General features: G+C 66.5%; 16 protein-coding genes and 1 tRNA gene. 6 read left to right on the forward strand and 11 right to left on the reverse strand.

The features are described 5' to 3' along the window. Nucleotides 1-28: 28 nt before the first annotated feature. Nucleotides 29-103 (forward strand) — tRNA-Val (locus DM818_RS04255). A gap of 130 nt (nt 104-233) precedes the next feature. Beyond that, nucleotides 234-431, forward strand: a complete 198-nt coding sequence (locus tag DM818_RS04260) for a hypothetical protein (RefSeq protein ID WP_075937955.1) — start codon at nt 234-236, stop codon at nt 429-431. Between the two features lie 15 nt (nt 432-446). On the opposite strand, the gene DM818_RS04265 is transcribed toward DM818_RS04260, so the two are convergent. Both DM818_RS04265 and DM818_RS04270 read right to left on the reverse strand, forming a co-directional pair. Next, nucleotides 447-854 carry a PIN domain-containing protein gene (locus DM818_RS04265; RefSeq protein ID WP_075937954.1) on the reverse strand — a complete coding sequence of 136 codons (408 nt, stop codon included), beginning with the start codon at nt 852-854 and terminating at the stop codon, nt 447-449. Beyond that, entirely contained in the window at nt 851-1,081 is a 231-nt protein-coding gene (locus tag DM818_RS04270) for a DUF7557 family protein (protein ID WP_075937953.1), read from the reverse strand. The genes DM818_RS04265 and DM818_RS04270 overlap by 4 nt, the downstream gene beginning before the upstream one ends. A gap of 618 nt (nt 1,082-1,699) precedes the next feature. Between DM818_RS04270 and DM818_RS04275 the strand changes: the two genes are divergently transcribed. After that, entirely contained in the window at nt 1,700-2,842 is a 1,143-nt protein-coding gene (locus DM818_RS04275) for a CBS domain-containing protein (RefSeq protein WP_075937952.1), read from the forward strand. A gap of 312 nt (nt 2,843-3,154) precedes the next feature. Here the strand turns inward: DM818_RS04275 and DM818_RS04280 are convergent, their stop codons facing one another. The 3 genes from DM818_RS04280 to DM818_RS04290 form a co-directional block, all read right to left on the reverse strand. Next, entirely contained in the window at nt 3,155-3,580 is a 426-nt protein-coding gene (locus DM818_RS04280; RefSeq protein ID WP_075937951.1) for a universal stress protein, read from the reverse strand. 62 nt (nt 3,581-3,642) lie between these two features. Further along, a complete protein-coding gene (locus DM818_RS04285) occupies nt 3,643-5,421 on the reverse strand; it encodes an ATP-binding protein (protein ID WP_075937950.1) in 1,779 nt (592 codons plus the stop codon). Nucleotides 5,422-5,468: 47 nt separating this feature from the next. After that, complete coding sequence (locus DM818_RS04290) at nt 5,469-6,368, reverse strand: HFX_2341 family transcriptional regulator (RefSeq protein ID WP_075937949.1); 900 nt, start codon at nt 6,366-6,368, stop codon at nt 5,469-5,471. A gap of 86 nt (nt 6,369-6,454) precedes the next feature. On the opposite strand from DM818_RS04290, the gene DM818_RS04295 reads away from it, so the two are divergent. Continuing rightward, nucleotides 6,455-6,826, forward strand: a complete 372-nt coding sequence (locus DM818_RS04295) for a GIY-YIG nuclease family protein (protein ID WP_075937948.1) — start codon at nt 6,455-6,457, stop codon at nt 6,824-6,826. Here DM818_RS04295 and DM818_RS04300 read toward each other — a convergent pair whose 3' ends face one another. Then, on the reverse strand, nt 6,827-8,344 hold the full coding sequence (locus tag DM818_RS04300) for a sodium:solute symporter family protein (protein ID WP_075937947.1): 1,518 nt from the start codon (nt 8,342-8,344) through the stop codon (nt 6,827-6,829). Continuing rightward, nucleotides 8,341-8,571, reverse strand: a complete 231-nt coding sequence (locus DM818_RS04305) for a DUF3311 domain-containing protein (RefSeq protein ID WP_075937946.1) — start codon at nt 8,569-8,571, stop codon at nt 8,341-8,343. Before DM818_RS04305 ends, DM818_RS04300 begins: the two co-directional genes overlap by 4 nt. Nucleotides 8,572-8,761: 190 nt before the next feature. Between DM818_RS04305 and dnaG the strand changes: the two genes are divergently transcribed. Then, nucleotides 8,762-10,144: a DNA primase DnaG gene (gene dnaG / locus DM818_RS04310; protein ID WP_123123765.1), complete on the forward strand. Its 1,383-nt coding sequence runs from the start codon at nt 8,762-8,764 to the stop codon at nt 10,142-10,144. On the opposite strand, the gene DM818_RS04315 is transcribed toward dnaG, so the two are convergent. From DM818_RS04315 to DM818_RS04325, 3 genes are read right to left on the reverse strand one after another with little or no spacing between them, the layout of a single operon-like run. Then, nucleotides 10,121-10,537: a GNAT family N-acetyltransferase gene (locus DM818_RS04315; protein WP_123123764.1), complete on the reverse strand. Its 417-nt coding sequence runs from the start codon at nt 10,535-10,537 to the stop codon at nt 10,121-10,123. The genes dnaG and DM818_RS04315 overlap by 24 nt on opposite strands. Further along, nucleotides 10,534-11,868 (reverse strand): DUF92 domain-containing protein, encoded by a 1,335-nt coding sequence (locus DM818_RS04320; protein ID WP_079988928.1) that lies wholly within the window; start codon nt 11,866-11,868, stop codon nt 10,534-10,536. The genes DM818_RS04315 and DM818_RS04320 overlap by 4 nt, the downstream gene beginning before the upstream one ends. A gap of 41 nt (nt 11,869-11,909) precedes the next feature. Then, entirely contained in the window at nt 11,910-12,239 is a 330-nt protein-coding gene (locus DM818_RS04325) for a DUF5802 family protein (RefSeq protein WP_075937943.1), read from the reverse strand. A 98-nt stretch (nt 12,240-12,337) separates the two neighbouring features. Here DM818_RS04325 and DM818_RS04330 point away from each other — a divergent pair, with 98 nt between their 5' ends. Continuing rightward, nucleotides 12,338-13,093: an ArsR/SmtB family transcription factor gene (locus DM818_RS04330; protein WP_075937942.1), complete on the forward strand. Its 756-nt coding sequence runs from the start codon at nt 12,338-12,340 to the stop codon at nt 13,091-13,093. On the opposite strand, the gene DM818_RS04335 is transcribed toward DM818_RS04330, so the two are convergent. Continuing rightward, nucleotides 13,077-13,535, reverse strand: a complete 459-nt coding sequence (locus tag DM818_RS04335; RefSeq protein ID WP_075937941.1) for a hypothetical protein — start codon at nt 13,533-13,535, stop codon at nt 13,077-13,079. The genes DM818_RS04330 and DM818_RS04335 overlap by 17 nt on opposite strands. Nucleotides 13,536-13,611: the final 76 nt, after the last annotated feature.

Here is a 13,611-nt window from a genome sequence, read left to right on the forward strand (position 1 = left end):
ACCACCGGGCTACCCGAGAGTGCAACAGGGGTTCGTGGTCTAGGCTGGTTATGACACCTCCTTGACATGGAGGAGGCCGGCGGTTCAAATCCGCCCGAACCCATACCCTCACCCGTATTTTGTTGCGTATACGACAGACCCCCAGCGTAGCCGTTACGTCTGGGGGTGGTCCTGTGTCTGAATCCCTCCTACGCGTCAGTGTTGTTCCTCTCGAAACACACAATTCGAGTTCTGTGGCGACGGCATTCGGCGTCCGGGAGACGAAGATTGACCACACGAAGAATGCTCGCGAGGAAGTCGGCTACACTGGGACGGGCTTCGTGCTGGGTGTCGGTATCGGGACGCTGCTGCGAGCGGCGAATGGTGGCTCCGGCGACGTCGCAAACGTCGTTGATGTGGTCGGTCGGTTCGCTGGCTCGATTCCCGTATAACAGCCCTCTCCGTTCTCAGCGATACGTTTCCACTTCAACACCGGGCACGGATTCGAAGTGCCCGTCGGCTGCAAGCACAGGGACATCGTACTCGATAGCGGTTGCAGCAATCGCAGCGTCTCCCTTTCCGATTCCTGGGCCCTCACCGTCGCCTGCGTCTGCCATCTGCTCACCGAGTAATCGCCCTGCTCGCCGGGCGATACTGGGCGTCATATCCGCCTGTGGATACGATTCGATGACGCCACGGACCGCTTGCCGTTCAGCGGTGGAACTCGTCGCCGCCCCGACGCCGATCCACAGCTCCAGTATCGTCATCGCGGGGAGCGTGAGGGGGATGTTCTGCAGCTGTAGCTCCGTCTCTTTTGCTTCGGCTGCCTCCACGCCGTCGATACGGTCGAGAACGAAGCTGGTGTCGACGATCATTTGAGACGGTCCGCGACCTCGTCGGCTTCTTGGCGGTCGCGACGGTCGGCCTCGTCGATGGCGTTCCGCATGTCGCTCACCTGTTCGTCATCGAAGACTGCTTCGAGATCACCGAAGGTCCGGCCACCGAGCGCACGCTCGACGGCTTCACTGTACGTCTCGTCATCTCGCTTGTTCTCTCGGAGCCGCTCGTAGACATCGTCGTCAAGACGTATCTGTTTCGACATCCTTGTTGACAGCGTTGACACTGTAGGCTGATATGTGCTACGCCGCACTGAGTACGGTTGTCCCAGGGGAGATCTCCCTGTGCTACAAGTCCGGTAAACGGCTCGACTCACAGTCCGCTCACATTTCCTCGATACCCTCGAGAGCGTCGTCTGAGTCGGTCGGAGAACCGCGTGACGCCGATTGCGTGCGGCCGTCACGCCGGCGCCGGTAGTGGCTCCGAGAAGTTGGTCCCACGTCCCGGACGCGAGACGCAGTGAGTCGCGACCGGTCCCCCACGGCCGCGTCGGGGGGAGAGCGCGGCCCGTGTCGGGGGCGGCGACTCGGGGGCCGGGTCGGTCTCGGCCGGGACACCTGAACAGTGGCGTCCCAGCGGTCTCACGGTTGGCACGAACATGTTCGGAAATATCCGAGCGAACGACAGCGATCCACCCACGCGGGCCGTGCTGCGTGCACCCTCGAAACTATCTGTAGAGAGCAGAGCGTGGCATGGTACTTTCCCAAGTAACCGTGTGCCGTCTCGGTGCTGTTCGGCCGCCCCGCGGGTGTGGATGGGCCACATGCGACACAGGATTACTTTCAATACCGCGGCTTGCGAAGCCCGAAGGAGAGGGACTCCAATGGATATCGAGGACATCATCATCGACGAGTACGAGAAAGTGGACGTAGACGAACGACTGGGGAAGGTGCGCTCGGCGTTCGAGCGAACCCGAAGCAAGGGGATCATCGTCACCGAGGACGGTGAGTACGCCGGCGTTATCACGGAAAAGCAGCTCCTCCAGTCACACGTCGAGGACAACACGAAGGCCGGCGCGATGATGCTGTCGGCTCCCCGCGTCGACGAACACGCCGACGTGCGCGACGTTGCGCGCGTCCTCGTCGAGGGTGACGTGAAGGTCGCACCCGTCTTCGCCGGCGAGCGACTGGCCGGAATCATCACCGAGAACGCCATCCTCGAGGCCGTCATCGAGAACCTGGACGTGCTCACGGTCGGCGACATCGCGACCGAGGACGTGCTCTCGGTGTCGGAAGACGCCACCATCGGGCAGGTCATCAACCTCATGCGGGAAAACAGCATCTCGCGTGCCCCCGTCACCAACGAGAACGGCTACCTGACGGGCGTCGTCACGACCCACGACATCACCGACATCGTCGTGCGCGACATGGACAAAGCGACCACCGGCGACCGCGGCGGCGACATCGAGCGCATGCTCGACATCCCGGTGTACGACGTGATGCAGAGCCCGGTCGAGACCATCGACCCCGACGCCACCGTCGAGACCGCCGTCCGCACCATGCTCGACGAGCGGTACAGCGGTCTCGTCGTTACCAGCGACCCCGAGGACCGACTCGTCGCCGGGATCATCACCAAGACGGACGTGCTCCGTGCGCTCACCTACACCGAAGACGAGCACATGGACGTCCAAATTACGAACATCGAGGTGTTGGAGACCATCACCCGCGAGGAAATCGTCTCCAGCATCGAGGCCGTCTCGGACAAGTACGCCGACATGCAGGTCCAGCACGCCCACGTGCGCTTCAAGCAGCACAAGGAGAAGCTCCGTGGCACGCCGCTCATCTACGCACAGATTCGGCTCCGGACCAACGTCGGCCAGATCGGCGGCTCGGGCGAGGGCTACGGTGCCGAGTCCGCGTTCCGCGTCGCGCTCGACAAGCTCGAGCGCAACGTCGTCGAGCTGAAAGGAATGCAGGCAGACGAGGAGTACGAGGGCCAGCTCCTCCGCAAGCTCGGCCAGCTGTAGCGTGCGTTAGGCGTCGAACGACTCGAAGTGCGTGATGTCCTCGACGCTGCGGCGGTACTTTCGCTCGCGTTCGAGGTCACCGGCGTCGTCTTCTGGATAGCCGAGCGTGATAATCATGACCGGCTCGTAGCCGTCGGTCCCGTACGTCTCCTCGGTATCGGGGTCGGGGGAATCGCCACTGTCCTCGTGAGCAGCGCAGCGGGAGTCGAGTTGTCTCGCTTCACTCCACGCTCGACGATCGGGTAGTACACCGCCGAATCTCGGGACGGACAGCGGTGTGAGCTGTACCGCAGTCAGGCAGTTGTGTCAGTGTTATCGGGCGACCGTCACCGGGACGTGCGCGCGACGGACGACCGTCTCGGCGACCGAGCCGAGCAGGACGCGGGAGATTCCCTTCCGGCCGTGGCTGCCGATGATAATCTTGTCGTGGTCGTTCTCCTCGGTGAACTCGACGATGGTGCGGGCCGGCTGACCCACCTCCGTCGCGGTCTCGATGGTCATCCCCTCGGGGGCGTCGGCCTTCGCCGCCTCGAACAGCTCCTCGGCGGCGGCTTCCGCCTCCTCGTACCACTCCTCGGAGAAGCTCGGCAGACCGGCCTGTGCACCGTAGCCGGCGCGGGCCGGATTGATGACGTGCAACAGCGTCACCGTCGCGTCGGGGAAATGCTCGTAGGTGTACTCCAGCGCCTTCTGTGACTGGTCGGAGCCGTCGACCGGAACGACGATTTTCGTTCCCATAATCGAGTCTCGAACGTCGATGGATAAAAAGTCCCACATCGAAGGTCGGAATCGGGGACCGCTCAGTCCCGGCCGTGTCGGGTGACACAGTGTGGCAGTCCGACCACCTCCACCGGCTCGGAGTTGTCCGGCGAGTAGATCGCCATCTGGCCCTTCTCGAAGTACGGCACCTTCCCCTCCAGCGTCGACGGGATGTTGACGGATTTGATGGCGTCCTCGTCGCCCAGGTTCAGGACGACGGTCGTGTTCACCTGCTTGAACACGGGATCGGCGATGTCCTGTGGGTCCTGCGTGATGAGGAAGAGACCGAGCCGCTCCTTGCGGCCCTGTTTTGCGGCCTCGGAGAACTTCGAGATGACCTTGTCCGCCTGCACGCTGTCGGCGTCGGTGAGGAAGTTGTGCGCCTCGTCCATCCCGAGCACGAGGGGCGTCTCCTTGATGCGGTCGTACCGGGGGTCGTTCGAGAGCTTCTCGTCCACGAGCAGCGAGGAGAGCGCCAACACGACGGTCGTCGTCGCCCGCGTGTCGTTGATGTGGTACGTCGGCACGCAGGTAAGCCCGCCCGGCCGGACGAAGTCGTGGACGAGGTCGGTGATGGGCGGGGCGTCGCCGTCGAAGATATCCCCGAAGCCCTGCGTCTTCCGTCTGACGGCGTCGAAGGTCGCTTCGTGAATCTGTCCACCCTCGTGGAGTTCCTCCCGCAGTGCGGGGTCGTCGAGGAACGAGCGGAACTGCGAGTACGTCCCCTCGTTGCCGTACTGTCGGAAGAACCGGTCGAGCAGATTCGTGAGGCCCTGGTACTGATTGTCGTTGAGACCAGCGCCGGCGACGAGCCACGGCCGCGATTCGACCATCGAGAAGGGGAGCGTGAAGCCGACCTGTTCGGCGCGGTGGTGGTCGGCCGCGTAGGTGGCCCCGCCGACCGCGGGAACGAACGCCTTCGTGTCGGCGTGGCCGCCGTGTTTGACCCCCTCGGCGTCGAGTTTGCGGGCGAAGTCGTCGGGGTAGTCGCCGTCGTCGTGCATCTGTGCGTACTCGTCTTGCGGGTCGAACTGGACGACCGCCGCGCCGGGCGTGCGACCGTCGCTCATCTCGTACGTCCGGCCGAGATACTGTCTGAGGATGTTCTTCGAGGCGTGGGTCTTCCCCGACCCCGTCCCGCCGGCGATGAGCGAGTGACGGAACACGAGCGGGTCGCCGGAGTCGTAGTCGTCCTGGAGCCGGTAGTCGACGGTCGGCGGTTCGGCCGCAGTGCGAATCTTCTCGCCCCCGACCGCGAGGTGGCCGATGAAGACGCCGTCGTCGGGCACCTTCAGCCCGGTCTTCACCTCGACCTTGTCCTCGGCCTGTCGGATGACGGTCTCGGGTTTCGGGACGCGGTCGGCCATCCGCCGGCGGAGTTCACCGCCCTCGGAGTAGAGCACTGCGAGGGGTTCGAGCGTCGCCATCAGCTTGTAGTCCGCCTCGTCGATACCGTCCGACCGCATGGCTCGACGGGCGTGAATCTCGGTGGCGTCGTCGGATTCGAACTCCTGTGCGTACTCCAGCGCGGAGATGCGACAAAACAGCGCCTCGTCGTCGGGGTAGTCGGCGATGGCGTACCGGCCGACGCGCACGAGCGAGCGGTTGCCCACGGTCACGTACGCGCGCAGTCGGGTGTCGTCGTCGTCCTCGCCGACGGAGAGTCCCTCCGCGGCCGAGAGCGTCCCCAGCCCGCGGTCGTGTCCCTGTGGCGTCGCGTCCACCGGCTCGAACGTCGGTTCCTCGCCCGTCGCGTCTGGCTCCGAATCGGCGTCGCTCGTCGTCTCCGCGCCGGGTTCGAAATCCCCGAGGTCGGTCATGCCTCGCCTGCGTGTTCGGGAGACAAAAAGCCCCGCTCGCCGCGCGGCTACTCGGCGAACTCCTCGGTCGTGTGCGAGCGCACCCACAGTTCGCCGATGCGCGAGAGCCGCGTCCGGTAGGATTTCCCCTGCTCTTCCTGTTCGATGTACCCCTTTCCCCCCGGCCCGAGCCGGTCGACGTTGTAGATGACCTTCGACCGGAAGGAGTCGGTGTACTCCTCGCCCAGCTCCGAGGCGAGCGTCTTCGCGAGCTCGGAGACCGACCCGAACTCGCCGTGCTCACCGAGCGTGAACAGAATCAGCTCCTCGAACGGCTTCACGTTCGAGAACGACGCCACCGGAAGCTCGACGATGTGGCTCCCGTTGAACTCCTTCGCGCCGATGGTCGTTCCTCGCTCGTCGAACTCGGCGAGCAGGTCACGGCCCGCCTCCAGTCGCTCGCGCACCTGCTCGTCCTCGCCGTCCCCGTCGAGCACCTCAGCGAGCAGGTCGGTCTGTGCGCGCAGTTCCTCCGCGAGTTCCGTCTCCAGATACTTCTCCGGGGCGGTGTAGTAGGTGTGGATGCGGTCGCGGTCCTCGCTGCGCTCGACGGCGATGGAGTGGGCCGCGGTCGCGAAGGCGAAAGAGACGACCCGCGGCATCGAGGAGACGTTCACCCACACCTCGTTGCCGGCGTCGAGTTCCGCGTTGATGAGGTCGAACGCCTGCTCGAAGGCGGCCCCGTAGTCGTACACGTCGGCGACGCCGTGACGCTGTGTCTCCGCGCCGAGCAAGTTCTCGAAGTCCTGTTCGAGTTGGCCGCCGAGGTTCCGGGAGTACTCGACGTTCGCCTCGCTTCCGACCGCACCCTCCAAGAGGATAACGCGGTCCACCGTGAGCCGGTCCCGGACCAAGGGGGCGATGAGCCGGTCGTAGTCGAAGCCGACCGGCACGATGTGGGTTTGCATACGGCGACTTGGCCGAGTAACATTATATATTCCCGCATCACGGAGCGGGCCAGAGGGATTATACACGAGCTCGCCCGGTCGTGCGTATGGCACTCGACGAGTTCGACGGCGGTTCAACGGAACTCAGGGACGTGGTGAACGATTTCAAGGAGAAAGAGCCCACTCCACACGTTCGGAGTGCCGTGTACGGCATCTTCGACGCCGAGACGAGGGCGTGTCTCTATATCGGCGAGGCGAAGTGGCTCATCAGTCGGCTGAACGACCACTACAACACCCGGACAGGTAGCCAAATCAAGGCGTTCGTGGAGAACGACGACGAGATCGACATCGATGCCTCGAACGTCTGGGAACGAACCGCCGTCAAGTACGTCAGCGGTATCGACGGCGGGCAGAAGGGCCGCAAGGAGGTCGAATCAGTACTTATCGAGGAGCTAAATCCTCGGTACAACACCCGGTAATCAGTCGGCGCCGACGCCGAACTTCGCCGGATTCTCACTGCCCGCCGGCGACGTGGCGAGACTCACGCCGACCGTGACGACGAGGGAAAGCAGCATACACCACAGCGCGTACTCCCACGTGAGATACGACGCCTTCAGCAGGGTGACGCCGGCGACGGTGACACCCTCCATGCCGAGCACGCTCAACACGCCGACGTGGGCGAGATAGACGACCTGAGAGACGATGATACCGGCGAGCATCCCCGCCTGAGTCGTCCCGCTCCAGTAGAGTGCGAGCAGGAGTGGGAGGGTGAGTTGCGCGTAGCCGCCGAAGGCGGTGTCACCGAGCGCGACAATCGCGCCGAGTCCACCACCCTGCGTCAGGAGTGCGCCGACGAGCGTGGCGGTCGCGAAGACGGCGACGCCGATGCGGGCGACTTTCCCCTCGCGCTCCTCGCTCGCGTCCGGGGCGACGAACGGCCGATAGATGTCCCGGGTGAAGTACGACGACCCCGACAGCAGCATCGAGTCGGAAGAGGACATCATCGCGGCCATCGCGCCGGCGACGACGAGCGCGGCGAACCACGCCGGCGTGTACTCGTTCAGGACGACGGGAATGACGTTCCCCCCCTCGGGAACCGTGACGCCGAGCCCCGACGCCCACGCGCCCAGCAGGAACGCCGGCACGAACAGCAACACGACGAGGACGGGCCACAGCGCGAAGGAGCGCTTGAGCGTCTCGACCCGCTTTGCCATGAAGAACCGCTGGTTCACCTGCGGGAAGGCGGCGACGCCAAAGGCGATGGTGATCGCCGTGCCGAGGATGTACTGGACGGAGTAGGCACCGCCGCCGAGCGCGCCGAACTCCGGATTGGTTGAGACCATCTGGTCGGTGAGCGCGCCGATGCCGCCGACGTTGGTGGCGAGCCACGCGACCGCGACCCACAGCACGCCGAGCATGAACACCCCCTGGAGGGTGTCGGTCCACGCGACCCCGCGCAGGCCCGCGAGGGTGACGTACAGAATCATGAAGGCGGTGATGAGCGCCGCGCCGGCCCAGTAGGGGACCGCGCCGTCGGTGAGACCGACGACCGCCTGTCCGGCACCCTGCTGTTGGAGCATCACGTACGGGAATAACCATAAGAGACCGACGCCGGCGACGAGACCGCGGAGCCGCTGGGAGCCGAACCGGTCGCCCAGCATCTCGCCCATCGTGACGTAGCCGTGTTTCTTCCCCACGAGCCACTGCTTGTAGCCGACGACGTACCAGAGGACGGCAAAGAGGATGCCGTCCATCAGCCCCATGACGAGCAGCCACTCGGGGCCGATGCTGAACGCGACGTTCGGCCCGCCGAAGAAGGTGAACGCCGACAGCAGGGTCGCGAACGTCGTGAACAGCAGGACACCGGTCCCGAGGGTCCGGCCCGCGAGGTAGTAGTCCTCGGCGTCGCTGTCGGTCGCGCGGTAGGCGACGAGCCCGATGCCCAGCGAGGCGACGAGATACACGCCGAGCACGCCGAGCTGGACGGCGAGACTCACAGCTCCACCCCCAGTCCCCACGCGCGGCGGCTGAAGCCGTAGAACACCAGCGAGGCGACGCCCATCCACGCGATGTGCCACCATATCCACGCCGGCAGGCCGGCGATGACCGTCGCGTCACGCCACAGAAACCACGGGACGGCGAGCGCCACGACGACAGCAACTGCGAGCACCCACAGGAGCTTCTCTGCGGTCGACACGTCGACGTTGGTTGCGTCTACCCCCATCTCTGCCACACAGAAGTCGATACGTAGAGGTAAGTGTTGCTCTCCACGCGTTCACACTCGCAAATTGAAGCCGAAATGTCTTCAACACCGGCCCAGGCCGGCAGGGTTTTCCCCACGACACGCGTATCCTTCGTGTTGCGGTCTCTCGCAACGATTCACCATCATTCGCCCCGCGAGGGGCAGTTCATCAATGCAAGACACAGCCAAATATCTCATCCACGCCGACATCACCGCAGACGGGGTGGTCGAGCGCTCCGACGTGGTCGGTGCCATCTTCGGCCAGACCGAGGGGTTGCTCGGCGACGACCTCGACTTGCGCGACCTGCAGGACTCCTCGAAGGTCGGGCGCATCGACGTGGATATCGACTCCGCACACGGACAGTCGTTCGGCGAAATCACCATCGCGACCTCACTGGACAAGGTCAAGACCGCCATCCTCGCGGCGGCGCTCGAAACTATCGACCGGGTCGGCCCGTGTCGCTCCACCATCGACGTGGAGACCATCGAGGACGTGCGCGCCGCAAAGCGCCGCGAGGTCGTCGACCGCGCGAAGGGGCTCCTCCAGGAGTCGTTCGACGGCTCCATCCTCTCCAGCGAGGAGCTGGTCGCCGAGGTGCGACAGGCGCTGCGCGTCGAGGACGTGACCGAGTACGAGGGGTATCCCGCCGGGCCGCGCGTACCCGACTCGGACGCCATCATCGTCGTCGAGGGGCGAGCCGACGTGCTCCAGCTGCTCACCTACGGCATCAAGAACGCCATCGCCGTCGAGGGGACGAACGTCCCCGACCCGATTGCGAGACTCACCAAAGAGCGCACCGTCACCACCTTCCTCGACGGGGACCGCGGGGGCGAACTCATCCTGAAGGAGCTCGCACAGGTCGGCAACATCGACTTCGTCGCGTTCGCGCCCTCCGGTGAGTCCGTCGAGGACCTCTCGCGGTCGGCCGTGATGGCCGCGCTCCGCGAGAAGGCCCCCTACGAGATGGTGGCCGACACCGACGAGGACGGCTCCGTCACCGTCGCGGACGACCCCGAGGCCGTCGCCGACGAGGCGACCATCGCGCCCAAGCGGAGCGACGGCGCGTCGACCGACCCCGACCGCGGCTTCCAGTCGGTGACCGACGACGAGTCCGACGATGAGACCGGCGAGGACACGGAATCAGTAGCGGCCTCGGCCGACGACGACGAGGCGAGCGAGGCGAGCGAGAAATCGACTGACGGCGAGACCGACGAGGAGTCGGACGAATCGCCAGACCAGCAGACGCCCCGCACGCTCGGGGGCCACGTCGACGCCGTCATCGACGGCGACACCGGGCTGGTGCGGCTCCTCGACGCCGATTTCGACGTACTCGAAGAAGGAGAGGCGGCCGACGCCTTCAGGCTCGTGCGCGACGCCGAGCCGGTGCCGGAGACGGTCGTCCTCGACGGGGAGGCGAGCCAGCGGCTGCTCGACGTGGCGGCCCAGCGCGGCGTCGCGGGCATCGTCGCCGCGACGACCGGCGAGTTCGTGAAACAGCCGGCGAACGTCCGCGTCCGGACGGCAGACGAGCTACGACAGCCGGCGGAGCAGTAGGAGGCCGTCCTCGCCGTCGAATCTGTTCTCGATGCGGTCTAACTCCCAGAAGCCACACGCCGTGTAGAAGGCGCGGGCCCCGTCGTCGTCGGCGGCGACCGTCACCCGAAGCTGGTCGAATCCGTCGTAGTTCTCCGACAGCGACGCGACCAGCCGGCGACCGTACCCCTCGCGTCTGACGCCGGGCGCGACCGCCAGCTCCGCGAGGTAGACGGCCTCGTCGCCGGGGACGGCAAGGGCGTAGCCGACGACCGCTCCCTCGTTCGTGGCGACGAGTACGTCGCCGGCACCGGCGTCGAAGGCGGCTTCGAGTAAGGCCGGGGCACGGTGGTCGAGCAGCGACTGGAGTGCGCGCACGGCGGGCTTCTCCGCCGGGCGAGCCGGCCGAATCACAGCAGGACGAAGAGAACGCCGGCGGTGACGCCACCCGAGAGGGTGGCGAGGAAGTTCACCGTCTGGTTGCCGACCCGACCGCCTTCGAGGGTCGCACCGAGCAGGCTGTCGGTCGTCATGCCGACGATACCGCCGAGCACGACCAGTCCCGTCGTCGGGGCGTCGAGCCCGAAGCCGAGCGCCGCGAGCCCGGCGATGAGACTCGCCCCGAGCAGGCCGAACAGCTCACCCTGCCACGTGACCGCGCCGTCGGTGCCGGGTTCCACCCGGCCGAGCGTCGTAATCAGTCGGGGGTTGTCGAACAGCCCGCCGAACTCCGAGGAGAAGGTGTCCGCGAGCGCGGTGGCGACGGAGCCGGCGAAGGCGAGCCGGAACGCGGCCGCGAGCGTCGCGTCGATCCCCATCGTGGCGGCGTAGCCGACGACGGCAGCCAGCGCGACGGCGGAGTTCGCGAGGACGTTCCCGCTGCCGCGGGCACCGTCGTTGGCCTCCGCGATACCGCGGTCCGCCTTGGCGTCGTAGCGATACTTCGAGGCGAGCGCGCCGAGTCCGAAGAAGGTGACGAGCAGCGCGAACCAGCCGTAGCCGCCGAGCACGACGGCAAACAGCGCGAGCAGAACCCCCGTCAGCATTCCGGCGATGCTCGCCGTTCCGAGCCCGTAGGCGACGTAGCCGAGGAGCGTGGTCGCGGCGACGCCGACGAGGAAGCGGACGAGCGGGACCGTCGGCTCGAGGTCGGCACACAGCCAGACGACGATGGCGACGGACACGAGGATGAGCGGGGCGTCGTGGCCGCCGAACATATCGCGCAAGAGCGCGGCGGTGACGGCGGCAGCGGCGGCGAGGAAGCCGACCTGCGTCGGGGCGAACGCGCCGAATGCCGTTCCCTCGGCGAGGAAGCTAGCGGCGACCGCGCCGACGGCTCCCCACGCGAGCGCGGCGGCGAGGAAGCCGAGCATCGAGGCGAACGCGCCTCGGCCGCGGTCGATGGCGACCGCCGCGCCGACCCGCCCGCCGGTGAGCGTGAAGATGGCGGTGACGGCGGCGACGACGGAAAGCGGGGTGCCGACGGCGAAGGCGACGATGGCGGCGGCCGCGAGCGCGAAGGAGCCGAGTCCGAACAGCTGGCCGGATTCGAACTCCTCCGAGCGAGCGAACAGCTCGAAGAACGGACCGTCCTCACCTAACAGGAGTGCGTAGCCGGCGACGAAGAGCAACGGCGACGCCGCGAGCACGGCAGCCGTCGCCGTCTGTCTGGGGTCGAGTTCGGGGGCGGCCAGCGCGAGCACGCCGACGACCGCGAAGGCGACCGCCCGCCTCAGTTCTGACACAGCCGCTCTTGCCGCGAGACGCACTTAACGGTCCCGAACAGCTATGTCCCCGACCGCACCGTCGCCGCCGGGAGATACCGCGAGGCAACGTCGGCTTTCGCCAGCAGGACGGCCGACAGCGTCGGTGGGTTGTCGATGCCCGCGGCGTCGAGCCCGGTCGCCGGCACGCTGAGTGTCCGCGCCGGCACGCCCGCCTCCCCGCGGACGGCGAGGTGCGTCTGTCCGAGCTTCACGACGAGCGGCTGTTGCTCGCCGTAGAGGTCCTCGGTGACGGACTCGTAGGTCCGTTGGCTGATGGTCGCGTGTGGCCCGTCGGTCGGCTCCACGTAGAGCCGGCCGAGGTAGTAGCCGCTGGAGAATCGTTCGAACATCGTTCGGTAGTGTGGTAGTCAATAACACACATAAGCCTTGCGTGCGTCTGTCACGCCCGCCGGTGTCGTTTTATCCTCCCGTGGCTAACGTCAGGTGAATGGACTCCGCCGTACTCCTCGATCTGCTGGGGAACGAGAACCGGCGGCGTATCCTTCGGCTGCTCGCGCGCCGCCCCTGTTACGTGACTGAGATATCGGAGTATCTCGGCGTCAGTCCCAAGGCCGTCATCGACCACCTGCGCAAGCTGGAGGACGCCGGGCTCGTCGAGTCCCGGGTGGACGAGCAACGCCGCAAGTACTTCTCTATCGCCCGGAACCTCCGACTAGAGGTGAACGTCTCCCCCTACGAGTTCGGCACCAAATCCGCGTACCCGGCCTCCCGCTCGCTGGACATGACCCGGTGTCGGTATCTCTCGCTCCACATCGAGCCGGAGGAGGTGGACGAACCGGACGACGACACCCCGACGGTGGAGCCGGTCGACGGCGATGCGGCCGACGGCGAGAATCCGGGTGGCGACGACGTGGACCCGGACGCGGACGAGTCGCTGTCGGACCTCACGGCGGAGTTGGCGCGGCTGGAGACGCTTGAAAACGAGCTGTCGATGGCCCAACGCTGGGTACAGGGGCGCTTGACCGACGTGATGGACTCGCTGTCTGCGGCGTTCGGTGAGCGCGACGGTCGGTTCTACGCGGAACTGCTGGCGGCGGTGGCGAACGGCGCACGGACGACGAGTGCAGTCGCCCGCCGCGTGGACGCGAGTCCGACGGTGACGGCAGACGGGCTTGCACAACTGGAAAGCGAAGGGCTGCTCGAACAGGTCGGCGAGGAGTGGCGGCTCACAGCGAGCGAGTGAGCCCGTCGCGCAGGTCGCGACCGAAGTAGTGGCCGACGACGCCGGAGATGATACCGGCGACGACACCGCCGCCCGCGACGGCGAGTCCGGCGTTGCCGGCCGCCGAGAACAGGAGGAGATTCGAGACGAGCGACAGCGCCGCGGCCGCGCCGCCGGCGATCGCCATCTCCAGATACGACGCCGCCGACCGGACGAGACCGAGGAGGAAGCCGGCGAGTCCGAGCCCGACGAGCGTCGCGACCGACCCCGGCACGAGCGGGACCGTCCCGACGAGCGCGGAGGCGGCGACGGTGACGACGACGGCGAGCAGGAGCGACCGGCCGGTCATCGACGGGGTGACCCGGCGTTTCACGCGCGCGAGCCGCCCGGGCGACTCCTCCGTCGTCGACTCCGGCTCGGACTCCTGTTCGCGTTCGAGGAGCGTCTCGCCGCTTCGTGACATACCCCGGCTTCGGCGTCCAACAGTAACGGTGTTTCGCCCGAATGGGGGTAATTGAAGACGGAGGCGGAGGTAGCGA

It is taken from the genome of Halosegnis longus, assembly GCF_009663395.1.
In the GTDB taxonomy this organism is placed as follows: Archaea; Halobacteriota; Halobacteria; order Halobacteriales; family Haloarculaceae; genus Halosegnis; species Halosegnis longus.